Genomic DNA, 22,252 nt, shown 5'->3' on the forward strand with positions numbered 1-22,252 from the left:
AGCGCCACTCCTTGCGAGAGGAGGTGAGTTGCCAATGGACCTCGCCATTCAAATCCTCAAGCTCCTGACCGCTCTTGTCGGACTTGTGGCTGCGGTGGTGGGCGCCCTTCCCGAAGTGCGTAGTCGACGACGTAAGACGGCGAGGGGCCGCAAGCGCATGCGCTAGCGGCCCCGAACCCAAAGACGACGCTGCCTAGGCCACCACGCGTAGGCCGCCGTCGAGCTCATTGTACCCCCATTCGGCCTGGACATATTCGACGGTTACGGGGGGCGCACGTTCTTCTCGCCAGATGGCCTGGAAGGTTATGCGCGCTCCCGTAGGTTATGCGCACAATTCCACCTTCGAGACCCAGCCTCATACAAAGAACCCGCAGCTAGATTGGTTGCTCAATCAGCATCAACCTTGCAACCGCGCACACACCCTCCAACCCTGCGCACAACCTCATACGTCGGAAGGAGCGACCCGATACGCGGCAGGCCCCTCCGGTTCTCTAAGCAAGAGTTCTGCGAAGCACACTCTTGCGTGAGAACCGGAGGGGCCTCCCCCAGCGCGTATCGGGTCAGGCGACGGCTAGCACACGCCCTGCGCCATCATGGCCTCGGCCACCTTGAGGAAGCCGGCGATGTTGGCGCCCATCACGAAGTTGCCCTCGTGGCCGTACTCGCGGGCGGTGTCGTCCACGTTGTGGAACATGCCGCGCATGAGGCTCTCGAGCTTGCCGTCGACCTCCTCGAAGGTCCAGGAGAGGTGCTCGGCGTTCTGGCTCATCTCGAGGCCGGAGACGAGCACGCCGCCGGCGTTGGCCGCCTTGCCGGGCATGAAGGCCACGCCGTTCTCCATGAGGTAGGCGGTGGCGTCCGGCGTGGTGGGCATGTTCGCGCCCTCGCCCACGACCTTGCAGCCGCCCGCCACGAGGGCCTTCGCGTCCTCGAGGGTGAGCGTGTTCTCACGGGCGCAGGGCAGCGCGATGTCGCAGGGGAGCTGCCAGACGCCGCGGCCGTCGCCCTCGTGCCAGGTGGCGTTCGGGCGCTCATCGACGTACATCGCGAGGCTCACGCCCTGGTCGTGGCCGGAGCGCTTCTTGTTGTAGATGTGCTCGAGCACCTGGTAGTCGATGCCCTCGGGGTCCTCGACCCAGCCCTTGGTGTCGGAGGCCGCGATGACGGTGCCGCCGAGCTGGGCGACCTTCTGGATGGCGTAGATGGCCACATTGCCGGAGCCGTGGACGACGACCTTCTTGCCCTCGAAGGAGTCGCCGGCGCTCTTGAGGTACTCGTCGACGAAGTAGACCAGGCCGTAGCCGGTGGCCTCGGTGCGGGCGAGCGAGCCGCCGAAGGTGAGGCCCTTGCCGGTGAGGACGCCGGTCCACTCGTTGCGGATGCGCTTGTACTGGCCGAACATGTAGGCCACCTCACGGCCGCCCACGCCCAGGTCGCCGGCCGGGACGTCGGTGTTGGGGCCGATGTGGCGGCAGAGCTCGGTCATGAAGGACTGGCAGAAGGCCATGACCTCGCGGTTGGACTTGCCCTTGGGGTCGAAGTCCGCGCCGCCCTTGCCGCCGCCCATCGGCAGCGTGGTGAGGCTGTTCTTGAAGATCTGCTCGAAGCCGAGGAACTTGAGCATGCCCACGGTGACGGTGGGGTTGAAGCGCAGGCCGCCCTTGTAGGGGCCGATCGCGGAGTTGAACTCCACGCGGTAGCCGCGGTTGACCTGGACCTTGCCCTCGTCGTCGACCCACGGCACGCGGAACATGATGACGCGCTCGGGCTCGACGAGACGCTCGAGCAGGGCGTTCTCCTCGTACTCGGGGTGCGCGTCGAGGGCGGGCTGCAGGGTCTCCAGGACCTCCTTGGCCGCCTGGATGAACTCGGTCTGCTCGGGGTAGCGGGCCTCGAGGTCGGCGATGATCCTCTCGGAATACGTCATGTCTCTCTCCCTTCTCGGGCGGCTGCGCCGCGCCAAAAGTTCCGGAAGAGAGGATACGTTTTTGAAACCTGGAGACACAAATCCGGGCACGAAGCGTAACGCCGCCGAACCTCGCGCGTAATCTTCCGTACACATGAAACACAGGCGCAATCCACAGGTGTTCTTCTCGCAAAACTGTTAATTGGGGACAGTCCCCAACTAACAGAAGAGCCCGGACGCGAGGCCCGGGCTCGAACAGACTCTGGAGCGGGTGACGGGAATCGAACCCGCGTCATCAGCTTGGAAGGCTGAGGTTCTACCATTGAACCACACCCGCGTGCGGTGGTCGGGGCGACTGGATTCGAACCAGCGACCCTCTGCTCCCAAAGCAGATGCGCTACCAAGCTGCGCCACGCCCCGGTCGCACGGAGAAGTATAGGCGAGCTCCCCGCAGCGGGCAAGCGTAGAATGGGGCAAGCGAGAAGAACCACGGAGATTGGTCACGCATGGCAGACTCCCCGCTCGGGCGCACGCTCCTCATCGCCAACCCAGCCGCGCACAGCGGCAAGGGGGCGGCCGGCGCGGAGTTCGCCCGCCGCTTCCTCTCCAGCTACTCCTCCGTCACCGACGGCTACGAGATGCGGCTCACGGCCGGCCCCGGGGACGCCACCGCCCTCGCCGGGGCGGCCGAGGGGTTTGACACAGTGCTCGTCCTGGGCGGCGACGGCGTCATCCACGAGACGGTCTGCGGCCTCATGGAACGCCCGGCGGACGCGCGGCCCCGGCTCGGGGTCGTCCCGCTCGGCTCCGGCAACGACTACGCGCGCACGCTCGGCATGGCGAGAAACGACGTCGAGGCGGCGCTCGCCCAGATCGTGCGCGGACGGGCGCGCCCGCTCGAGGTCGGGCGCGTGAACGACACCTACTTCATGGAGACGCTCTCCTTCGGGCTGGACGCGGCCATCGCGCTCGACACGACGCGGCGGCGCGCGGAGGACACCTCCCAGGAGGGCGAGGCGCTCTTCGTCACGTCGGGCCTCAGGATCCTCTCGCGCGCCAAGGGCGGCTTTCCCTGCACGGCGACCTTCGACGACGAGGAGCCCGTCGAGCTCTCCACGCTCGTCTTCGCCGTCCAGGTGGGGCCAAGCTACGGCGGGGGCTTTCGCATCTGCCCGGACGCCGACCCCGCCGACGGGCTTCTCGACGTCTGCTACAACACGCGCAAGCCGTCCCTGCCGCGCCTCTTGGCCCTCTTCGGGCTCGCCCGGACCGGGCGGCACGTCCGCTCGAGCGTCGTCGAGACGCGCCGCACGCGCCACGCCCGACTCGAGTTCGCGGCCGCGCCGCCCTGTCAGGTCGACGGGGAGGCCCTCGAGGGCACGTCCTTCTCGATCGACGTAATCCCCTTCGCCCTCCGCGTCATCTGTTAATTGGGGACAGTCCCCAATTAACAGAAACTATTGATGCAGGGCCCTCTCGATCGCGTATCGCCCTATTCCGGTCAGGCGAACCATCTGCCTGACGGAGAGCCCCGCCTCATGCATGCTCCTCAGCTTTTCGTCCCTTGTGGCGGGACCGAGCTGCTTCAACTCCGACACGGTCGACGGCCAGACGACTGCGGCGGCCGCCTCGGATGCGTCCTCGTCTGAGACCCTCTTCGCAAACTGCGGAAAGTACGGCGCGTCCTCGGCCTTGGCAAACCCCTCGAAGCCCTCCGACCCGCCCAGGAGGTCGAGCACCGGGGACGTGCTGCATATGCGCGCCGTCCCGACATACTCCCGGTAGCTGCTCCACGGATACTCGTCTGGCGCGGCCAGCCCCGCCTTGGACGGGTTGTTGTGAATGTATCTCACCGCACGAAGAAGCTGCGTCTCGTCCGTCACTGGCACGCTGTGGAACCGCTCCTGAAAGACGTGCCCCACGTGACCCCAGCGGTCGTTGAAGCGGCGCGCGTATGTTGTCGCCACCCAGTGGACAAAGTCGCTGAGATGGCCGAGCGGGTCGCCGACGAGCAGGTGAACGTGGTTGCTCATGAGGCACCAGGCGATGACGTCCACGCCGGATGACGTTCTTCCCCGGTCGAGAACCGAGAGGAACTCCTCGTAGTCTCCCGCGTCCTCAAAGATGACCTGCTTGCCTGCGCCCCTCATGACGACGTGGTAGTAGCCCGAATCAGAAAGCGCCCTTGGACCTCTTGGCATGCGCACCCCCATCTCCCCGTGAAGGCGTCTTACCCCAAATCGGCCAAGAGAGATGCCGCCCGCCGACGGTTCGGCGAGCGGCATCAAATGTTTGTGTTAATTGGGGACTGTCCCCAATTTACCCAATTTACAGGCTAGCGGGCGGCGGCCTGGAGCATGGCCTTGACCTCGGTGGCGGTCTTGAGCTTCATGACCTTCTCGGTGAGGGCGTCGGCGTCGGCCTTGGTCCACTCGGAGATGATGCGGCGCGTGCGCAGGATCGACGGCGCGCTCACGGAGAACTCGTTCAGGCCGAAGGAGATGAGCACCGGGATGAGCAGCGGGTCGGCCGCGGCCTCGCCGCACATGCCGACCATGATGCCGGCCTTGTTGCCCTCCTCGATGATGCGCTTGAGCGAGCGCAGCACGGCGGGCTGGTACACGTCGTAGAGGTAGCCCACCTTGTCGTTGCCGCGGTCGGCGCACATCGTGTAGCCGATGAGGTCGTTGGTGCCGATGGAGAAGAAGTCGCACTCGGCGGCCAGGTCGTCGGCGATCAGCGACGCGGCGGGCGTCTCGATCATCGTGCCGACCTCGATGTCCTTGTTGTAGGAGACGCCGCGGGCGTCGAGGTCCGCCTTGCACTCCTCCACGAGGGCCTTCACCTGACGGATCTCGTCGAGGTTGGTCACGAGCGGCACCATGATCTTGATGTCGCCGAAGGCCGAGGCGCGCAGCAGGGCCGTAAGCTGGACCTTGTACTGATCGGGGTTGGCGAGGCAGTAGCGCACCGCACGGTAGCCCATGAAGGGGTTCTCCTCCTTCTGGAGGTGCAGGTACGGAATCTCCTTGTCACCGCCCACGTCGAGCGTGCGGATGATGACGGGCTGGTTCTTCATGCGCAGCGCGACCTTCTGGTAGGCCGCGAACTGCTCGTCCTCGCTCGGGAGCTCCTTGGCGTCCATGAACAGGAACTCGGAGCGGAACAGGCCCACGCCCTCGCAGTCGTGCTCGGCCGCGACGTTGGCGTCGTCCGGGTTGCCGATGTTGGCGACGAGAAGGACCTTGTCGCCGTCGCCGGTCACGGTCTCCTTGCCGCGATAGGCCTCGAGCGCAAGCTTCTCCTCGGCGTACTGCTTCGCCTTGGCGCGGTAGTGCGTGAGGTCGTTGTCGTCCGGGTTCACGAGCACGCGGCCGCGCGTGCCGTCGACGATGACCATGTCGCCGGACTTGATTGCGGTGGTGACGTCGGCCACGGACAGGACCGCCGGGATCTCCAGCGCGCGGGCGATGATCGCGGAGTGGGAGGTGCGGCCGCCGGTCTCGGTAACGATGGCGGCGACGTTGTCCTTGTCGATGTCCGCGGTCATGGACGGCGTGAGCTCGTGCACCACGACGACGGAGTTCTCCGGCAGCGTGGAGAGGTCGACGAGCTCCTGGCCCAGCAGGTCGGCGAGAAGACCGGTCTTGACGTCGGCGACGTCGGCCGCGCGCTCGCGGAAGAGCTCGTCCTCCATGTTGGAGAACATGTTGTAGTACATGTCGTAGGCCTCGGAGACGGCCTGCTCGGCGCACATGCCCGCCTCGATGGAGCCGTTGACCATCTCGACGATGCCCTCGTCCTCGGCGAACTCGATGTGGGCGCCCATGATGGCGGCGGCCTCCTCGCCGACGGTCTCGGTCATGCGGGCGATCTGGGCGTTCGTCTGCTCGATGAACTTGGCGACGGCGGCGGAATAGCGCTGCTTCTCGTCGCCGGCGTCCTCCGGGGCGTGCGGCGTGAAGCTGAGGTCGGGCTCGACGGCGACGCGCGCGACGCCGATGCCGATGCCGTCAGATGCGTTGACTCCCTCGTACATGTGGACTCCCCCTATGTCGTCCCGGCCGCCCAGGCGGCCTATCTCTGTAACGTCACGCCCTCGCGGGCGTAAACGACCCCTCTCGGCGAGACCCTCGGCGAGAACTACTTCTTCTCGGCGGAGCCCTCCTCCGCGGCCTCGCGGGCGCGGTTGTTCTCCATGTCGCGCGCGATGGTGCCGGGGATGGCACGGCCCATCTTCTTGTAGAGCGCCGCCACGACGCGGTCGATCGTCGAGCGCTTGGCGATGCCCTTGCTCGCCGCCGTGGCCGTGCCGCACGCGGAGGCGAAGATCAGCGCGGTCTCGTAGTCGGCGCCGCGCGTGACCTGGGCGAGGAAGCCGCCGACCATGGAGTCGCCGGCGCCGGTGGCGTTGACGAGCCTGATCTTGGCCGTGGGCACCACGTGCTCGGCGCCGTTCTCGTCAAGCAGCAGCGAGCCGTGCCCGCCGCAGGAGATGATGACGTTGCGGGCGCCCGCCTCCTGGAGCTTGTGGGCGTAGGGCATGCACGCCTCGGGCTCCTCGATGTCCACGCCGAAGATGCGGCCGACCTCGTGGTTGTTGGGCTTGATGAGGAAGGGATGCGCCTCGAGGGACTCCATCAGGAGCTGGCCGGGGGCGTCGACCACGAACTGGATGCCGCGGCCGCCCAGGCGGTGCATGATCTGCATGTACATGTCCTCGGGCAGGGTGTTGGGGATGGAGCCCGTGAGGACCAGCGTGTCACCGGCACCCACCACGTCCATGCGGGAGAGGAGCTCGTCGACCTTCTTCTCCGGGATCTTGGGGCCCATGCCGTTGACCATCGTCATGACGATGCCGTTGAGCTTGATGTTGATGCGCGTGTAGCCGCGGTCGAGAAGGACGAAGTTCAACGCGACGCCCTTCTCCTGCAGGCGGCGCAGGAGGTAGTCACCGGTGAAGCCGGCGGCGATGCCCATGGCGATGCTGGGGACGTCCAGCTCGTTGAGCAGCGTCGAGATGTTGATTCCGTTGCCGCCGCAGTGCAGCTCCTCGGAGGAGGAGCGGTTGGTGAATCCCATGTCGAGCGTCAGGGGGTGCATGACGTAGTCGAGGGCGGGGTTCAACGTCATCGTGTATATCAACGCGTGCTCCTTCCGTCGGGCAACTCGCACCTGTTCAGTATGCCGCATATCGCCTCACGCATCTTACCGGAATTTTGCGAGCGAACCGCTCGCCGCCGCGAGAGGCGGCAAAAGACCGGGCCCACGGAGGTGGGTCCGGCCCGGACAAGCGATGGCGCGCCCTGAGGGATTCGAACCCCCGACCTTGGGATTAGAAGTCCCCTGCTCTATCCAGCTGAGCTAAGGGCGCCCGCGACAGCCGGCACGCGGCCGGCGAGCACCCATTCTAGAGCATCCCGTAGGCCTTCGCCGCGAGAATGCCCGAGACGGTCTTGGCGTCGTCGATGAGCCCCGCGCGGATCGCCGCAAGCGCGTCGTCGACCGGCACCCACACGACGTTCAGGAACTCCCCCTCATCGGGCGACGCCTCGCCCTGCGTGAGCCCGTGCGCGAAGTAGACCGAGGTGTGCTCGTCGGTGAAGCCCGGCGCCCCGTAGGACTCCGTGAGCAGCTCGAGCCGCTCGGCGACGAGCCCCGTCTCCTCGGTGAGCTCGCGGGCGGCGCAGACGTCGCGCGGCTCGCTCGGGTCGACCTTGCCGGCGGGGATCTCGAGCGTCATGCGCCCAAGGGCCACGCGGTACTGGCGCACGAGGCAGACGCTCCCGTCCCGCACGGCGACCACGCCGGCTCCCCCGTGATGGCGCACCAGCTCGCGCCCGTCGCGGGAGCCGTCGGAGAGCTCCACCTCCAGGAGCTCGACCGAGAAGATCCTCCCCTCCCAGGGGCGCTCTCGACGGACGACCTCCTCGCGGAGCGCCGGGTCGCACGCGAGCGCGCGCCGGATCGCCTCAAGCCCCTCAGCCATGTCATACCTCCCTGAACTCGCCGGTCGCGTAGTCGATCTCAAAGCCCGCCGCCGCGTTGTAGACCTCGACCTCCTGGTCGACGCTGCCGTCGGAGGAGCGCATGTCCACGATGACGCTGCGGCAGAGGAGCTCGTCCCCCTCGTAGACAGGCGTGGCGGAGTAGTAGAGCGTGCCCTCGGGGTGGGCGCGCAGCCACTCGCGCGCGACGCCCTCGGCGTAGGCCATCCCGCCGTCCTGGCCCCGGTTGTCGCCGACGTTCTGCGTGCGCGTGGCCGTGACGAGGTTGTAGTCGGCATCGTCCCCGCCGAGCGACTTTGCGAGCAGGTGGCTGCGGTTGAAGAGGTAGCCGTGATAGGTGCTGCCGTCGGGCATGGCGATGGCCACCTCCTCGTTGTGGCCCCAGCCGGCGGGGCGGATGTCGGAGATGTCCTCCCGCTCGCGCTCGCTGCCGGCCTGCGCTATCTCGGGCGTCACGCACGCCGCCACGCGGCCCGTGCGCCCGAGCTCGTCGAGGCCCTCGTAGCGCACCTCGCCGGGCTCGAGCTCGACGTCCACGACCGCCGTGCCCACGACCCGGTAGTAGTCGGGGCAGGCGTCGGCGTCCCACGCCGTCCAGCCGGCCTGGCGCTCGGAGAGGCGCTCGAGCGGGGCCTGCGGGGCGCCCGGCAGGGAGAGCGCCCCGGAGCCGATGACGGACGCGGCCGCGACGAGCAGGGCGGCGAGCAGGGCGAGCGGGCCGCGAGGCGACATTCTTCTCGGCGTGCTCCGCGTCCTTCTCGGCATGGACCCTCCTTACGAGAAAGGGCCGTCTCTCGACGGCCCCCGCATATCGTGGTGGATCGTCAGGGGTTCGAACCCTGGACCTTGGGATTAAGAGTCCCCTGCTCTACCAGCTGAGCTAACGATCCAAAATGGTGGATCGTCAGGGGTTCGAACCCTGGACCTTGGGATTAAGAGTCCCCTGCTCTACCAGCTGAGCTAACGATCCGTATTCGATTAAATGGGGTGGGCGAAGGGTCTCGAACCCTCGACCTACGGAGCCACAGTCCGTCGCTCTGCCAACTGAGCTACACCCACCATTTTTGCCACCTCGTGAAGCAGCTCGACTATTATGCAAGACCGCGCGGCGCGATGCAAGGACTTTTTTGGGACGAGGCCATCTTCACATCAGGAAGACGAAAAGAAAGATGACCACGCCGATAAGCACGGAGAGGCAGCCGCCGCATCCGCACCCGGAGCCGCCGCCCTCCCGCATGAGCGGGTCCACGCCATAGTGCGTGAACGCGCGCTCTGAGGTCGACCAGCGCCCGTCTCGGTTGAAGTCGAAGGGGCTGCCCATGGCTAGTCGAGCAGGCCCTCCCAGGTGAGCATCGTCTCGGAGCGAAGGAAGCGCCTGAGCGGGCCGAGGTCGCCCTCCAGGTGGAACACGTCGAGCGCCGCGTGGTAGGCGGCGTGGTTCTGCGCGTGGATCACGATCGGAGGCATGCCCATCGCGAGCAGCACGCCGTTCATGAGCAGGCGCGCCGTGCGCCCGTTGCCGTCGGCGAAGGGGTGGATGTCAAAGAGCTTGGCGTGGAGGTAGGCCGCGATGGTGAGGCGGCGCTCGCCCTCCTCCAGATAGGTGTTCACGTCATCGGCGAGCAGGCCCACCTCGCGCGGGACCTCGGCCGCGGGGATGCCCACGCTCGCCGGGCCGCCCACGTAGTTCTCGAGCTTGAAGGTTCCCGGGCGCTCGCCGGCGAGCAGGCGCTTCTCGTCGTAGGTTCCCATCGTGACGAGACCCTGCGCCTCCTGGATGAGCTCCTCGGAGAGGCACGGGTTCTCGGCGAGCTTGACGCGCGCGAGGTCCCAGGAGAGCTTGAGGTTGTAGGTCTCTATGAGCAGCTGGACGTCACCGGTGTAGCCCGTGACGCCGCCGGTCTCCACGATCTGCCTCACGGTCTCGTACGTGAGCTCGGAGTTCTCGATCTTCTCGGAGTTGTAGACATAGTCGGGCACAAACTCCGCGAGCAGCTCCTCGCGCCGCTCGGGCGCGAGCGCGGCCCACCTGGCGACGAGCTCGTCGTACTGCGGCTTCAGCGAATCTGCCATGGCGTGCCTCCCGTCCTGGACCTGTTTGGGGCATTGTAGCGCCGGGGGCGGCGTTCGGGCGCGCCCTCTCTGCCAGAGGCGCGGACGGCTCGGCGGAGGGGGCGTGCGGCGGGCCCTCCGTCCTTCTCGCCCGCCTGCCTCGTCCCACGCGGAACAACGCACAAAATCAAGCACAACTTTCTATATCCGCAGGTGGAAATAACGCACATGTACGATTCTGTGCGTTATTCTCGCCGAGGAGGGCTCCGCTACAGCACACCCGCAAGGTCGCCGCGGTCGCGGGCCTCCTCGAGCAGGTGCCTGAAGACGCGCTCACCGTGCAGGCCGTCGTGCTCGAACTCGTTGGTGACCCAGGCGTGGCTCGCGCCCACGCGGAAGAGCGTGTCGAGCTGCAGGCCGGAGTCCACGTAGAGGTCGTCGAAGTAGACGGCCGCCTGGAGCGGGGTCTCGTTGGCGAGAAGAACCGCAGGGTCGTAGAGCCGACCGAAGCTCGTGTCGCGCATGAGCTCTCCCATCGCGCCCGCAAACGGCGCCAGCTCCGGCGTCTCCTCGAACATCCACGGGAAGCACGCCTCGCCGGTGAGCATGAGCGGCCGGGCGTCCGGCGAGAACTCAGGGCGACCTGACCGCGCGCGCTCCGCAGCCCACGCGATCGGCCGGGCCAGCTCGCCGTCCGAGTAGATGAGCTCCTGGAGCACCCAGTAGAGCGGGTTCGATACCACGTTGGTGGCCTCCCACGCCCCGGCGAGAAACGCCGGCGATACCTCGACCTTCTCGACGTTGCCGCCCGCTGCGGCGAGGGCTGCCTCCGCAGAACCGTCACCAACCGAGAAGGCGAGGTCGAGGAGGTTGTGCAGCCGCTCATGGCCCGGCTTCATGCCAAGGCCCTGCCCCAGCGACTGCAGGCGGCGCGGCGAGAGCGGCGAGCCGTCGGGCAGGCGCAGGTCACCGACGACAGCGCGCTCGGCGAGAAGCGCGAGGCGGCGCTCGTCGTCAGGGTAGCGCTCGTAGAGGAGGCCCGTCTTGGCGACCATGCGCGGGAACGTGTGGGCGTAGACCTCGTCCGCACTCGTCGGGACGTGCGGTATGCCGCCGCAGGTGAAGCTTGCGGCCGCGGCACCCGGGAACGTGGAGAGGTAGGTGAGCGTGAGAAAGCCGCCGTAGCTCTGACCGAGCGTGACCCAGCGCGCGCCGCCTAGCTCGGCAAGGCGCAGGTACTCGAAGTCACGGACGATCGAGTCGGCGAGGAAGCGCTTGAGGAATCGGGCCTGCGCGGTGGCGTCTCCCTCGCGCGCGATTGCGGCGCCGTCCACGCGGCTGGAGCGCCCGGTGCCGCGCTGGTCAGGCAGGATCACGCGGAAGTGGCGCACGGCCTCAGCGACCCAGCCGTCGCTTGTCGGCGAGGTGAGGCGCGGGCCGGCGCCGCCCGGACCGCCCTGAAGGTAGACAAGGTACGGCAGGTCGCGCCCAACGTTTTCCGGCGCGCAGAGCACGCGGTAGAAGAGCCGCAGCGAGCGGCCCTCAAACGCGGGGTCGCACTTCTCGGCAGCCGAGGCCTCCGCGAGCGCTGAGGTCGGGGCTCCCGAGACACCCGCCAGCCGCGCAGGAGACGTCCCCCGCCAGTCAAGCGGCACGCTGATAGCACGGTCCTCCACAGCGAGGCCGGGCAGGCAGTAGCTGGCGAGAAGCGCCATGGGGCTCCCCTTCGCGACGAGGCGGTCGATGCGGTTCCGCCCGCCCCTAGACCAGGTGCTCCGCAATCTGCACGGCGTTGGTGGCGGCGCCCTTGCGGATCTGGTCGCCGCAGCACCAGAACGTGAGCGCGCTCACGCCCTCGGGCGCGGAGAGGTCGCGGCGGATGCGGCCGACGTAGATGAGGTCCTGGTCGGAGGTCTCGAGCGGCATGGGATAGCGGCTCGCGGCCGGCTCGTCCACCACCTTCACGCCCGGCGCCGCCTCGAGCGCCGCACGCGCCTCCTCCACGGAGAGGGGGCGCTCGAACTCCGCCGTGATGGACTCGGAGTGCGAGCGCACCACCGGCACGCGCACGCAGGTGCAGTTCACGCGCAGCTCAGGCAGGTGCATGATCTTGCGGCCCTCGTTGAGCATCTTGAGCTCCTCGGAGGTGTAGCCCTCGTCCTTGAAGCCGCCGATCTGCGGGATGAGGTTCTCCGCGAGCTGGTACTGGAAGGGCTTGCTCTCCCCCACCGGCTCGCCGGCCGCCACGCAGCCGATCTCGCGCACGAGCTCGTCGAGGCCGGGCTTGCCGGCGCCCGAGGCGGCCTGGTAGGTGGAGACGACGAGGCGCGTCACGCCCGCGAGCTGGTGGAGCGGCCACACGGGCACGAGGCCTATGATCGTGGCGCAGTTGGGGTTGGCGATGATGCCGTGATGGCTCGCGATGTCCGCAGCGTTGATCTCCGGCACGACGAGCGGCACGTCGGCGTCCATGCGGAAGGCGTGCGAGTTGTCCACGCATACGGCGCCGCGGCGCACGGCCTCGGGCATGAGCGCACGGGCGGTGGCGTCGTCAGCGGCGCCGAGAACGATGTCCACGCCCTCGAAGGCATCCGGCTCGGCGAGTCGGCAGGCAACGTCCTCGCCGCGAAAGCGCACGGGCTTGCCCACGGATCGCTCGGAGGCCAGCGGGACCAGGCGCCCCACCGGGAAGTCGCGCTCCTCCAGGCACTGGAGCATCTGCTGGCCCACCACGCCGGTGGCGCCGAGAATGGCAACGGTCTTCTCGCTCATGGCGGTTCCTCTCGTGACGCGCGAGCCGGATAGGCTCCGTCTCGCATAAATCTTTTCTGTAAATTGGGGACTGTCCCCAATTTACAGCTAGGCGGCGGTGACCATCTCGTCGCGGACAAAGCGGTCGTAGATCACCTGGATGGCACGGTCAAAGTCGTCGTTGTTGACGCCCATGATGATCGAGATCTCCTGCGAGCTCTGCGTGATCATGCGGATGTTGACGCCCGCCTCGCCGAGCGCGCCGAAGATCTTGCCGGAGGTGCCGCTTCTCTTGGACATGTTGCGGCCCACGACGGAGATCAGCGCGAGCTTGTCCACCATCGTGATGTCGTCCGGCTCCAGCTCGCGGCGGATGTCGGAGACGATGGAGTAGATCGAGTCGCGCACGTCGGCGCCGTTCACCACCACAGAAAACGAGTCCACGCCCGTGGGGATGTGCTCCACGGAGACCCCGTAGCGCTCCAGGATCGAGAGGGCGCGGCGGACGAAGCCCACCTCGTTGGACATGTGCGCCTTCTTGACGTGCACCGAGATGAAGTCCTTCTTGCCGGCGATGCCGGTGATCAGGTGCTCGTCCTCGCCGGCGCGGGCGCGCTCGCGGATGATCGTGCCCTCGTCCTGCGGCCGGTTGGTGTTCTTGATCTGGATGGGGATGTTGACCTCGCGCACCGGGAAGATGGCCTCCTCCTGCAGCACCGAGGCGCCCATGTAGGAGAGCTCGCGCATCTCGTCGAAGGTGATGCGGCGGATGGAGCGCGGGTGGTCCACAATGCGCGGGTCGGCGGAGAGGAAGCCGGAGACGTCGGTCCAGTTCTCGTAGAGCCCGGCGTCGATGCAGCGCGCGAGGATGGCGCCTGTGATGTCGCCGCCGCCGCGCTGGAAGAGCTTGATCTGGCCGTCCACCGTGGCGCCATAGAAGCCCGGCAGCACGAAGGAGCCCTCGCGCACCATGACGTCCTTCAGGCGCACGGCGGTGCGCTCCATGTCCACCTCGCCGTTGTGGTGGAAGACCACCACGTCGGCAGCGTCAACGAAGGGCATCTGCAGGTACTCGGCCATGAGGTGCGCGGTGAACCACTCGCCGCGGGAGACCACGTACTCGGGCGAGTGCTTCTTGATGTTCTTGGCAAAGAGCTCGAACTTCTCGTGCACCGGCCACTTGAGGCCCAGCTCGTCGGCGATGTCGACGAAGCGCTGCTCGATGTCGGCGAGAAGCGCGGTGCAGTCCACGTGATACTGGACGTGCGCGTTCACGAGCAGCAGGAGGTCGGTGATCTTGTTGTCGGCCGAGAAGCGCTTGCCGACGGCGGAGACCACCACGAAGCGGCGGTCGGGATCGGCCTCGACGATGCCCTTGACCTTGCGGAACTGCTCGGCGGACGCGACGGACGACCCTCCGAACTTGGCGATCTTGATCATGCGGTGAACCTGGCCTTTCTATGCCGCGGGGAGCGCGGCCATGAACGTGGTGGGGTCGGCGGCGAGCGCCTCGTCGAGCAGGGCCCGCGCCGCCTCGGCGGTGAGGTCGCGGACGAGAAGGGCGCCCGACCCGTATGCCTCGGCGTCCCCGAGCTCGGCGGTCGTGCGCAGCACGTAGTCCGCGCGCAGCAGCGTGGGGTCGTAGGCGAGCGGGCGCGAGAAGTCGTAGACGGGGCGGCGCGCGCCGGTCGCGCAGTCGAGCACGTCCTGGACGATCGCGTTGCCGGTGGGGAGGCTGCCCGCCCCCTGTCCGTAGAACCTCAGCTCGCCGACCGTCGTGCCCTCGAGCGTGAGCAGGTTGAAGTTGCCGGGGACGTTGGCCTCGAGCGAGTCGGCCGCGACGGCCACCGGCTCCACGGCGGCGGCGTAGCGCCCCTCGGAGGCGAGGCCGTGGCCGAGCAGCTTCACCGTGCGCCCGTGCGCGGCAAAGAGCTCGAGGTCGGCCTTCGTGAGGTTGCGGATGCCCGACGCGGGGAGGTTCTTCTCGCACGCCACGTCAAAGGCCACGGAGGCCGAGATGATCGTCTTGTTGAGGACGTCGATGCCGTCGATGTCGGCAGAGGGGTCGCGCTCGGCGTAGCCCAGGCGCTGCGCCTCGGCGAGCACCGCGTCGAACTCCGCGCCCTGCCGGCGCATGGCGTCGACGATGTAGTTGGTCGTGCCGTTCATGATGCCCGAGAAGGACGTGACCTCGTCGATCCTGCGGACCTTCTCGACGCTCGCGATCCACGGCACGCCGCCGCCGACCGCCGCCTCCACGTAGAGGCCCGCGCCGGAGGCCGCCGACGCCGCCGCGAACTCGGCGAAGTGCGCCGCGACCACGGCCTTGTTGGACGTGACCACGTGCCGGCCGGACTCAAGCGCGGCCATGACGTAGGTGCGCGCCGGCTCCAGGCCGCCCATGCACTCGACGACAAGCTCGATCTTCTCGTCCGCGAGGATCTCGTCGTAGCTCGCGGTCATGCGGGGGTCGCTCAGACGGTCCGGCAGCTCGAGGATGCGCGTCACCTCGACGCCGTCCACGCGCTCGGCGATGATCCGGTCAACGCCGCGGCCGACCGTCCCGTAGCCGAGGATGGCAATCTTCATGGGCGTCCAATCTTTCGAGTGTGTGTCCGTCGGGGCGTGCGCCCTGCGCTGCGGCTATGATAGCTAGGTGCCGGCACGCCTCGACGCAAGGAGCACCATGTCGTTCTATCACAGCACGCGCTCGGGCGCGAATTCCGTAACAAGCAAGCAAGCTATCCTCGCCGGGATCGCCCCGGACGGCGGCCTCTACGTCTCCGACGAGCTGGGCGAGAAGCGCCTCTCGCTGGAGGCCGTGTGCGGCCAGACCTACCACGAGACCGCGCGCCTCGTGCTGGGGACGCTCCTGGACGACTATACGGAAGACGAGCTCGCGAGCTGCGTGGAGGCGGCCTATGGCGCGCAGTGGGACAACGAGGCCGTCTGCCCGGTGACGCCGCTCGGCACCGACTGGCTGCTCGAGCTCTACCACGGCCCCACCTGCGCCTTCAAGGACGTGGCGCTGCAGATGCTGCCCCAGCTCATGCGCGTGGCGCGCGGCGCGGACGGCGAGAAGATTATGATCGTCACCGCCACCTCCGGCGACACCGGCAAAGCCGCGCTCGACGGCTTCGCGGGCGTGGAGGGCATGGGCGTCACGGTGTTCTACCCCGCCGGCAAGGTCTCCGACATCCAGCGCCTCCAGATGGTGACCCAGCTCGGGGGCAACGTGGCCGTGTGCGCCGTCAACGGCACCTTCGACGACTGCCAGGGCCAGGTCAAGCGCGTCTTCGCCGACCGCGAGCTCGCGGCGCGCCTCGCCGGGCGCGGCGTCGCGCTCTCGAGCGCCAACTCGATCAACGTGGGCCGCCTCGCGCCGCAGGTGACCTACTACTTCGACGCCTACGCGCAGCTCGTGCGCCGCGCGGCCGTCCGCCCCGGCGACGAGGTCACCTTCTGCGTGCCCACCGGCAACTTCGGCGACGTCCTCGCCGGCTACTACGCCAAGCGCCTCGGCCTGCCCGTGCGCCGCCTCATCGTGGCCTCCAACGCCAACGACGTGCTCACGGACTTCCTCACGACCGGCACCTACGACCGCCGGCGCGACTTCCACAAGACCATCTCGCCCTCGATGGACATCCTCGTCTCCTCCAACCTGGAGCGCCTGCTCTACTTTGCCTCCGACGGCGACTGCGAGCTCGTGGCCTCCCTCATGGCCGACCTTGCCGAGAAGGGCGTCTACACCGTGCCCGACCGCGTCATGGACGAGATTCGCTCCGTCTTCTCCTGCGGGCGCGCCGACGACGAGGCCACGCGCGCGACCATCCGCGACGCCTGGCGCGAGCTCGACGTCCTCATCGACCCGCACACGGCCGTGGCCAAGCACGTGCTGGACGCGACGCCGAGCGACGGCACGGAGCGCGTCTGCCTCTCCACGGCGAGTCCCTACAAGTTCTGCGCCGACGTCCTGGCCGCGCTCGGCGAGGTCACCGACGGCATGAACGGCTTTGCCTGCATGGACGCCCTCGAGCGCCTCACGGGCACCGTGGCGCCGCCGCAGCTCTCGGGCCTGCGCGCCGGTGAGGTCCTGCACGACGACGTCTGCGACCCCGACCGCGTGGGCGCGTATGTGGAGTCCGCCTGCGCGCGGGTGTTTCTGTGATCGGGGCCGACGGACAGGAGCGCCCGGTCGCGATCGTGCGCGTGCCCGCGACGAGCGCGAACGTGGGCGTGGGCTTTGACTGCCTGGGCATCGCGCTCGACCTCACGGCGACCTTTCTCATGGCGCCCGCCGAGCGTCTGGAGATCGTAGGCTGCGAGGAGCGCTTTCGCGGCGAGGACAACCTCGTCTGGCAGAGCTACCTCGGCGCCTGCGAGCGGCTGGGCGTGGAGGCGTTTCCGCTCCACATAACGATCCTCTCCCCCATCCCGCTCTCCGGCGGCCTGGGGTCGAGCTCCGCGTGCGTGATTGCCGGCATCGCCGCCGCGATGGCGCTCGCCGGCGACGGCTTTGACCGCAGGCGAGCGCTCGAGCTCGCCTGCGCGGAGGAGGGTCACCCCGACAACGTGGCGCCGGCGCTTCTCGGCGGGCTCGTGAGCTCGTTCGTCGACGGCGACGCAACCACCTCGACCCGCATGGACGTAGCCGACAACCTGCGCTTCGTTGCCATCGCGCCGCCCTACGAGGTCCGCACGGCCGACGCGCGCCGCGTGCTTCCCGAGGAGGTCTCGCGCGAGACGGCCGTCTGGCAGATGGGCCGGGTCGTGGCCACGGTGCGCGCGCTCGAGCTCGGCGACGCGGTGCTGCTCGGCGCGGCGTGCCACGACCGGCTGCACGAGCCGTACCGCGCGCAGCTCATCCCCGACTACGAGGCGCTGCGAGCGGCGGCCCTGGGCGCCGGGGCCTGCGCGTTCATGATCTCCGGCTCGGGCTCCACGATGCTCGCCGTGGCCGACGGCGACGAGGCGGCGGCGCACGTGGCCGACGCGCTCGCCGCGACGTGCCCCGGCTACTGGCTGCGCACCCTGCCCGCCAACACTCTCGGCACCACCGTCGAGGTCCACTAGGTGTCCGTCCTTCTCGGCCGTCCTTCTCGGCTGTCCTTCTCCCGCCCCCCGTTCTGCTCCCGCCCCTCCTTGTCTGGGCAAATATCTGAAACCATCTCCTGCCCCTTTCGCTATCTGGGTCGCTCTGAGCTGGCCTTTCTTGAAAAGCTGGCGCTATCTGGGTCGAAGTGGTTCCACATGTTTGCCCAGACAACGAGAAGGACGGCGGGGGTGGCCGCCAACACGGAATCGACGGCGCCGTCACGCGGCGGGGCGCTCGCAGGTCACCCAGGAGCTGAGAAGGTCGCGGCGCAGAAGCGGCTGCCGACACCGGAAGTCCGGGTCCTCCAGGTCGACCGGGACCCCCAGCCGCTCCGACACCATGAGCGCGACCTCATCGGTCATCGCCTTGGACGCGAGCTGGTACTTCTCGACCACGATCACCCGGTTGCCCACGTGGTTGAGGATGTTCTCCTTCCGCGCGTCCGTCGCCCGCCGGGACGGCTGCTTGTGGACGGCCTCGCCTTTGTACTCCACGATGGTCCCGTCGTCCCAGATGAGGTCGCACACGAAGCGGTCCACCCCGTACGCGCGGGTCGCGGCCGCCGGGAGCCAGATCGCGGCGTTGAGCCGGGGCACGGGGAGGCCGTAGCCGCCCATCTTGGTCGGGAGGGAGAGCACGAGCGCCACGCGAGCCTCGCCGGGGGACGCGGCGCGTTGCACGGCCAGCTCGAGCAGCGAGCGGACGCGCCGGGCGCCCCGGGGAAGCCGCTGTCCGGCCGCATCCCGCACGCGGGCCAGCTCGGAGAACCAGGCCCTGAACTCGGCCGCAGTGAACGCGGGAGGCGCGTGTCGAAGGCCGGTCGGGGACGCGGCATCCGGCACGAAGTAGCCCATGAACTCGCTGAGCAGCTCGATGACGGCGACGTCGCCCAGCGCGGGCGCGACCTGCACGATGCAGAGGGGCGCACACGCGACGAGCGCGCCTTCCGCCGTCCGACAGAACGAGCCGGCGGGGTAGGCGCCGCCGCAGAGGTGGCGCACCGCCCCGGGGACGTGCGCCCGACCGGCCTGCCGGGACACCAGACAGTCCACGGGACCGTCGAGCAGGAGCCGCTCCGAATCAAGGACGCGCCCGAGCACGCCGCCGTTGACGCGCTCCGGCGCGCGGATCAGTGACGTGGGGACGGGCAGCGCCGAGCGGTCGACCAGCGCTCCCTCGTCAAAGAGCAGGTCGATGAGCGTATCGCAGCGCGTCTGGCGATCCACGGCACGGCGGGCCTCCCTCCAGAGCGCGACGCCGCTGTGATATCCGATGCAGAGCTCGTCCATGGCAGCCTCCCTCCCATAACGGTGCGGGAGAAAGCCGCTCAGGTCGCCGACGTCCCAAACCGACGCAAACCTAAACGACAGCTTCGTGTCAGGGAACAGCAAGACGTTCTTCTCGTCCGCCGCCCGCGCCCCTCCCCTCGCCACCCTCCCCCTTCGTTGCCTGGGCAAACATATGGAACCAGTTTGACCCAGATAAGCCCATCCGATTAGAGAAGGCCAGCTCAGGGCGACCCAGATAAGTCCCCGGCGGTCAGATGGTTTCAGTTGTTTGCCCAGATAACGAGAGGGGGAGGTGGCGAGGGGGACAGGACAGGCGAGAAGGACGTCGGCAGGCGAGAAGAACCTCGACATAGAAAAAAAAACGGCGACGGACCTGGGAGGAGGATAGGTCCGTCGCCGCCTGACGCCGTATGTGTCCCGACGCTAGCCGCCGAGGTAGGCCTTGCGCACGTCGTCGTCGACGAGGAGCTCGGCGCCGGTGCCGGTCTTCTTGATCGTGCCGATCTCCAGCACGTAGGCGCGGTCCGCGATGGAGAGCGCCATGTTGGCGTTCTGCTCTACCAGAAGGATCGTGGTCCCAGCCTCGTTGAGCTGCTTCACGATGGCGAAGATCTCCTCCACCAGGATGGGCGCGAGGCCCATGGAGGGCTCGTCGAGCATGAGCAGGCGCGGGCGGCTCATCAGGGCGCGGCCCATCGCCAGCATCTGCTGCTCGCCGCCGGAGAGGGTGCCGGCCACCTGGCTGCGGCGCTCCTTGAGGCGCGGGAAGTGCGCGTAGACCTTCTCGAGCGTCTCCTTGTTCTCGGCGTCGGAGCGGGTGTAGCCGCCCATCTCGAGGTTCTCGGCCACGGACATCTGCGTGAAGACGCGCCGTCCCTCGGGGCACAGGGCAAGCCCGCGCTCGACGATCTTGTGGGCGCGCAGCCCCACGAGCGAGGAGCCCTCGAGCTCGACGGAGCCTGACTCGGGCTTGATGAGGCCCGCGATGGTGTTGAGCGTGGTGGACTTGCCCGCCCCGTTGGCGCCGATCAGCGTCACGATCTCGCCCTCGTTGATGTCGAAGGAGATGCCGCGCACCGCCTTGATCGCACCGTAGGAGACGTGCAGGTCATGTACGGAGAGAAGGGCCATCTACTTCACCCCCTGCTTGCCGAGATACGCCTCGATGACGCGCGGGTCGTTCTGGATCTGCTCGGGCGTGCCCTTGGCGATGATCTTGCCGTAGTCCAGCACGCCCACGACCTCGCACACGCCCATGACGAGCGACATGTCGTGCTCGATCAGCAGGATGGCGATCTGGAACTCGTCGCGGATCTTCTGGATGTTCTCCATCAGCTCCTCGGTCTCGGCCGGGTTCATACCGGCCGCCGGCTCGTCGAGCAGCAGCACCTTCGGGCCCGTGGCCAGCGCGCGCAGGATCTCCAGGCGGCGCTGGGCGCCGTACGGGAGGTTTCCCGCCTGCGTGTCCGCGTACTTGCGCATATCGAAGATGTCCAGCAGCTCGAGCGCGCGGTCGTGGAACTCCGCCTCCTGCCTCCAGTGGCCGGGCAGGCGCAGCATGTCGGTCAGCAGGTGCGTCTTCATCGTGTTGCCAAAGCCCACGAGCACGTTCTGCTCGACCGTCATCTGCGAGAACAGGCGGATGTTCTGGAACGTGCGGGCGATGCCCATGCGGTTGACCTCGGCCACGGACTTGCCGGCCGTGTCGTAGCCGTCGATGAGCACGGTGCCGCGCGTCGGCTTGTAGACGTTGGTGAGCAGGTTGAAGATCGTGGTCTTGCCGGCGCCGTTGGGACCGATCAGGCCGGAGATCTCCGTCCTGCCCATCGCGATGTTGAAGTCGTCCACGGCGGTGAGGCCGCCGAAGTCGATGCCCAGATGCTCGGCCTGCAGCACGGGAATGCTGCCGAGGTCGCGCTCGGGGATGAGGTTGGGCGTCTCGACCTGCACGAGGACGGGACGGTGCCGCTTGGTGCCCTTATCGCTCGGCATCGGCGCTCACCTCCTTCTCCCCCGCCGCATCGGCGGGAGCGTCGTCACGCTTTCTCCAAGGAAAGTCCCGGTTCATGACGCGCTCGATCACGCGGGAGAGCGAGAAGTCGTAGGAGCCGAGAAGACCCTGCGGCCGGAAGATCATGACTATGATCAGCACCACGGCGTAGGCAATCATGCGGTACTCGGAGAACGCGCGCAGCGCCTCGGGAAGGATCGTGAGGACCGTGGCGGAGAGCGCAGAGCCGAGCATGGAGCCCATGCCACCGAGGACCACCATGACCAGGATCTCGATCGACTTCATGAAGCCAAAGACCGCCGGCTGCAGCACGCCGACGCAGCCCGCGTACAAGCCGCCGGCCACGCCCGCAAAGAACGCGGACACGACGAAGGCGAGCGTCTTGTAGTACGTGGTGTTGACGCCCGTGGCCTCGGCCGCGATCTCGTTGTCGCGAATCGCCAGGATCGCGCGGCCGTGCCGGGACTTCATCATGGTGTGGATCAGGAAGCACACCACCGCGACGCAGCCAAACACGAGCAGGAAGCTCGAGAAGCCCGGAATGCCCGTGAGGCCGGCCGCGCCGCCCGTGAGCTCAAAGCCCAGCACGTCGTCAATGTTGAGCATGACGACGCGAATGATCTCCGCAAAGGCAAGCGTAATGATTGCGAGGTAGTCGCCCTTCAGACGCAGGGCGGGAATGCCGATGACGATGCCGGCCACCGCCGCGCACAAACCGCCGACGACAAGGCCGCCGATCACGAGGACCAGCGCCATGGGCGTGCCGGTCACGAAGTCGCGCGCGCCGACGCCGAGCACCTCGCTCATGCGGATTATGAAGATCGAGCAGCCATAGGCGCCCATTGACATGAAGCCGGCGTGGCCGAGCGGCAGCTGGCCCAGGTAGCCGGTCGCAATGTTCAGCGAGACAGCGAGGATTATGTAGATTCCCACCTGCTCGAGCACCGTGGACTGGTAGCGGTTGATCGCACCGCCGTCGATCATGAGCTCGCCCAGGACGAGAAGGACGAGCACCACGACGGCGTTAATCGCATAGCGCGCGGGCATTGGGAGGCGGCGGTACACGCCGGTGTCGCCCTTGGAGGCGCTGGCGGAAATGACGGGCTTATCCTCGGTCTTTTCGTGTCTCATGCTCACACC

At 67.8% G+C, this 22,252-nt stretch carries 19 protein-coding genes and 6 tRNA genes; 3 read left to right on the top strand and 22 right to left on the bottom strand.

Annotated features, from left to right (window positions below; all coding sequences use genetic code 11):
• Nucleotides 1-571 precede the first annotated feature (571 nt).
• The 3 genes from gdhA to H6A07_RS00725 form a co-directional block, all read right to left on the bottom strand.
• Complete coding sequence (gene gdhA, locus H6A07_RS00715) at nucleotides 572-1,927, bottom strand: NADP-specific glutamate dehydrogenase (RefSeq protein ID WP_204812383.1); 1,356 nt, start codon at nucleotides 1,925-1,927, stop codon at nucleotides 572-574.
• A 242-nt stretch (nucleotides 1,928-2,169) separates the two neighbouring features.
• Nucleotides 2,170-2,243: transfer RNA gene (locus tag H6A07_RS00720), tRNA-Gly, on the bottom strand.
• A gap of 6 nt (nucleotides 2,244-2,249) precedes the next feature.
• A tRNA-Pro gene (locus H6A07_RS00725) sits at nucleotides 2,250-2,326 on the bottom strand.
• 86 nt (nucleotides 2,327-2,412) lie between these two features.
• On the opposite strand from H6A07_RS00725, the gene H6A07_RS00730 reads away from it, so the two are divergent.
• Complete coding sequence (locus H6A07_RS00730; protein ID WP_204812384.1) at nucleotides 2,413-3,336, top strand: diacylglycerol/lipid kinase family protein; 924 nt, start codon at nucleotides 2,413-2,415, stop codon at nucleotides 3,334-3,336.
• A gap of 27 nt (nucleotides 3,337-3,363) precedes the next feature.
• Here the strand turns inward: H6A07_RS00730 and H6A07_RS00735 are convergent, their stop codons facing one another.
• From H6A07_RS00735 to H6A07_RS00805, 15 genes are all read right to left on the bottom strand, one after another.
• Nucleotides 3,364-4,107, bottom strand: coding sequence for a transposase (locus H6A07_RS00735; protein ID WP_204812385.1), 744 nt, complete (start codon nucleotides 4,105-4,107; stop codon nucleotides 3,364-3,366).
• Nucleotides 4,108-4,241: 134 nt separating this feature from the next.
• The gene (ptsP, locus tag H6A07_RS00740; RefSeq protein WP_204812387.1) at nucleotides 4,242-5,945 is read right to left on the bottom strand and encodes a phosphoenolpyruvate--protein phosphotransferase; all 1,704 of its coding nucleotides are present in this window, start codon (nucleotides 5,943-5,945) and stop codon (nucleotides 4,242-4,244) included.
• Between the two features lie 104 nt (nucleotides 5,946-6,049).
• Entirely contained in the window at nucleotides 6,050-7,051 is a 1,002-nt protein-coding gene (locus H6A07_RS00745; RefSeq protein ID WP_204812388.1) for a 1-phosphofructokinase family hexose kinase, read from the bottom strand.
• A gap of 152 nt (nucleotides 7,052-7,203) precedes the next feature.
• Nucleotides 7,204-7,280, bottom strand: a tRNA-Arg gene (locus H6A07_RS00750).
• Between the two features lie 36 nt (nucleotides 7,281-7,316).
• On the bottom strand, nucleotides 7,317-7,895 hold the full coding sequence (locus tag H6A07_RS00755; protein ID WP_204812389.1) for an NUDIX hydrolase: 579 nt from the start codon (nucleotides 7,893-7,895) through the stop codon (nucleotides 7,317-7,319).
• Nucleotide 7,896: 1 nt separating this feature from the next.
• A complete protein-coding gene (locus H6A07_RS00760; protein ID WP_204812390.1) occupies nucleotides 7,897-8,679 on the bottom strand; it encodes a DNA/RNA non-specific endonuclease in 783 nt (260 codons plus the stop codon).
• A gap of 49 nt (nucleotides 8,680-8,728) precedes the next feature.
• Nucleotides 8,729-8,804, bottom strand: a tRNA-Lys gene (locus tag H6A07_RS00765).
• A 4-nt stretch (nucleotides 8,805-8,808) separates the two neighbouring features.
• Nucleotides 8,809-8,884: transfer RNA gene (locus tag H6A07_RS00770), tRNA-Lys, on the bottom strand.
• A 13-nt stretch (nucleotides 8,885-8,897) separates the two neighbouring features.
• Nucleotides 8,898-8,973: transfer RNA gene (locus tag H6A07_RS00775), tRNA-His, on the bottom strand.
• Nucleotides 8,974-9,058: 85 nt separating this feature from the next.
• A complete protein-coding gene (locus H6A07_RS00780; RefSeq protein ID WP_204812391.1) occupies nucleotides 9,059-9,235 on the bottom strand; it encodes a hypothetical protein in 177 nt (58 codons plus the stop codon).
• Between the two features lie 2 nt (nucleotides 9,236-9,237).
• Complete coding sequence (locus H6A07_RS00785; protein ID WP_204812392.1) at nucleotides 9,238-9,987, bottom strand: Fic family protein; 750 nt, start codon at nucleotides 9,985-9,987, stop codon at nucleotides 9,238-9,240.
• Between the two features lie 248 nt (nucleotides 9,988-10,235).
• Complete coding sequence (locus tag H6A07_RS00790; RefSeq protein WP_204812393.1) at nucleotides 10,236-11,681, bottom strand: alpha/beta fold hydrolase; 1,446 nt, start codon at nucleotides 11,679-11,681, stop codon at nucleotides 10,236-10,238.
• Nucleotides 11,682-11,727: 46 nt separating this feature from the next.
• The gene (locus tag H6A07_RS00795; RefSeq protein WP_204812401.1) at nucleotides 11,728-12,738 is read right to left on the bottom strand and encodes an aspartate-semialdehyde dehydrogenase; all 1,011 of its coding nucleotides are present in this window, start codon (nucleotides 12,736-12,738) and stop codon (nucleotides 11,728-11,730) included.
• Between the two features lie 87 nt (nucleotides 12,739-12,825).
• Entirely contained in the window at nucleotides 12,826-14,157 is a 1,332-nt protein-coding gene (locus tag H6A07_RS00800; protein WP_204812402.1) for an aspartate kinase, read from the bottom strand.
• Nucleotides 14,158-14,175: 18 nt separating this feature from the next.
• Entirely contained in the window at nucleotides 14,176-15,306 is a 1,131-nt protein-coding gene (locus H6A07_RS00805; RefSeq protein ID WP_204812403.1) for a homoserine dehydrogenase, read from the bottom strand.
• 97 nt (nucleotides 15,307-15,403) lie between these two features.
• Here H6A07_RS00805 and thrC point away from each other — a divergent pair, with 97 nt between their 5' ends.
• Nucleotides 15,404-16,885 carry a threonine synthase gene (gene thrC / locus H6A07_RS00810; RefSeq protein ID WP_204812404.1) on the top strand — a complete coding sequence of 494 codons (1,482 nt, stop codon included), beginning with the start codon at nucleotides 15,404-15,406 and terminating at the stop codon, nucleotides 16,883-16,885.
• Complete coding sequence (gene thrB / locus H6A07_RS00815; protein WP_342636520.1) at nucleotides 16,882-17,790, top strand: homoserine kinase; 909 nt, start codon at nucleotides 16,882-16,884, stop codon at nucleotides 17,788-17,790. The genes thrC and thrB overlap by 4 nt, the downstream gene beginning before the upstream one ends.
• A gap of 240 nt (nucleotides 17,791-18,030) precedes the next feature.
• Here thrB and H6A07_RS00820 read toward each other — a convergent pair whose 3' ends face one another.
• From H6A07_RS00820 to H6A07_RS00835, 4 genes are all read right to left on the bottom strand, one after another.
• Nucleotides 18,031-19,101, bottom strand: a complete 1,071-nt coding sequence (locus tag H6A07_RS00820; RefSeq protein WP_204812405.1) for a hypothetical protein — start codon at nucleotides 19,099-19,101, stop codon at nucleotides 18,031-18,033.
• A gap of 423 nt (nucleotides 19,102-19,524) precedes the next feature.
• Nucleotides 19,525-20,232 carry an ABC transporter ATP-binding protein gene (locus tag H6A07_RS00825; RefSeq protein WP_204812406.1) on the bottom strand — a complete coding sequence of 236 codons (708 nt, stop codon included), beginning with the start codon at nucleotides 20,230-20,232 and terminating at the stop codon, nucleotides 19,525-19,527.
• Nucleotides 20,233-21,093 carry an ABC transporter ATP-binding protein gene (locus H6A07_RS00830; RefSeq protein WP_204812407.1) on the bottom strand — a complete coding sequence of 287 codons (861 nt, stop codon included), beginning with the start codon at nucleotides 21,091-21,093 and terminating at the stop codon, nucleotides 20,233-20,235.
• Complete coding sequence (locus H6A07_RS00835) at nucleotides 21,080-22,243, bottom strand: branched-chain amino acid ABC transporter permease (RefSeq protein WP_204812409.1); 1,164 nt, start codon at nucleotides 22,241-22,243, stop codon at nucleotides 21,080-21,082. Before H6A07_RS00835 ends, H6A07_RS00830 begins: the two co-directional genes overlap by 14 nt.
• Nucleotides 22,244-22,252: the final 9 nt, after the last annotated feature.

This window comes from Olsenella uli (assembly GCF_016899935.1).
GTDB lineage: Bacteria > Actinomycetota > Coriobacteriia > Coriobacteriales > Atopobiaceae > Thermophilibacter > Thermophilibacter uli_B.

Excerpts from the sequence above, each read along its gene's own strand:
- gdhA (WP_204812383.1), bottom strand. The coding sequence starts at position 1,927 with ATGACGTATTCCGAGAGGATCATCGCCGACCTCGAGGCCCGCTACCCC.
- H6A07_RS00730 (WP_204812384.1), top strand. The coding sequence starts at position 2,413 with ATGGCAGACTCCCCGCTCGGGCGCACGCTCCTCATCGCCAACCCAGCC.
- H6A07_RS00735 (WP_204812385.1), bottom strand. The coding sequence starts at position 4,107 with ATGCCAAGAGGTCCAAGGGCGCTTTCTGATTCGGGCTACTACCACGTC.
- ptsP (WP_204812387.1), bottom strand. The coding sequence starts at position 5,945 with ATGTACGAGGGAGTCAACGCATCTGACGGCATCGGCATCGGCGTCGCG.
- H6A07_RS00755 (WP_204812389.1), bottom strand. The coding sequence starts at position 7,895 with ATGGCTGAGGGGCTTGAGGCGATCCGGCGCGCGCTCGCGTGCGACCCG.
- H6A07_RS00760 (WP_204812390.1), bottom strand. The coding sequence starts at position 8,679 with ATGCCGAGAAGGACGCGGAGCACGCCGAGAAGAATGTCGCCTCGCGGC.
- H6A07_RS00780 (WP_204812391.1), bottom strand. The coding sequence starts at position 9,235 with ATGGGCAGCCCCTTCGACTTCAACCGAGACGGGCGCTGGTCGACCTCA.
- H6A07_RS00785 (WP_204812392.1), bottom strand. The coding sequence starts at position 9,987 with ATGGCAGATTCGCTGAAGCCGCAGTACGACGAGCTCGTCGCCAGGTGG.
- H6A07_RS00790 (WP_204812393.1), bottom strand. The coding sequence starts at position 11,681 with ATGGCGCTTCTCGCCAGCTACTGCCTGCCCGGCCTCGCTGTGGAGGAC.
- H6A07_RS00795 (WP_204812401.1), bottom strand. The coding sequence starts at position 12,738 with ATGAGCGAGAAGACCGTTGCCATTCTCGGCGCCACCGGCGTGGTGGGC.
- H6A07_RS00800 (WP_204812402.1), bottom strand. The coding sequence starts at position 14,157 with ATGATCAAGATCGCCAAGTTCGGAGGGTCGTCCGTCGCGTCCGCCGAG.
- H6A07_RS00805 (WP_204812403.1), bottom strand. The coding sequence starts at position 15,306 with ATGAAGATTGCCATCCTCGGCTACGGGACGGTCGGCCGCGGCGTTGAC.
- thrC (WP_204812404.1), top strand. The coding sequence starts at position 15,404 with ATGTCGTTCTATCACAGCACGCGCTCGGGCGCGAATTCCGTAACAAGC.
- H6A07_RS00820 (WP_204812405.1), bottom strand. The coding sequence starts at position 19,101 with ATGGACGAGCTCTGCATCGGATATCACAGCGGCGTCGCGCTCTGGAGG.
- H6A07_RS00825 (WP_204812406.1), bottom strand. The coding sequence starts at position 20,232 with ATGGCCCTTCTCTCCGTACATGACCTGCACGTCTCCTACGGTGCGATC.
- H6A07_RS00830 (WP_204812407.1), bottom strand. The coding sequence starts at position 21,093 with ATGCCGAGCGATAAGGGCACCAAGCGGCACCGTCCCGTCCTCGTGCAG.
- H6A07_RS00835 (WP_204812409.1), bottom strand. The coding sequence starts at position 22,243 with ATGAGACACGAAAAGACCGAGGATAAGCCCGTCATTTCCGCCAGCGCC.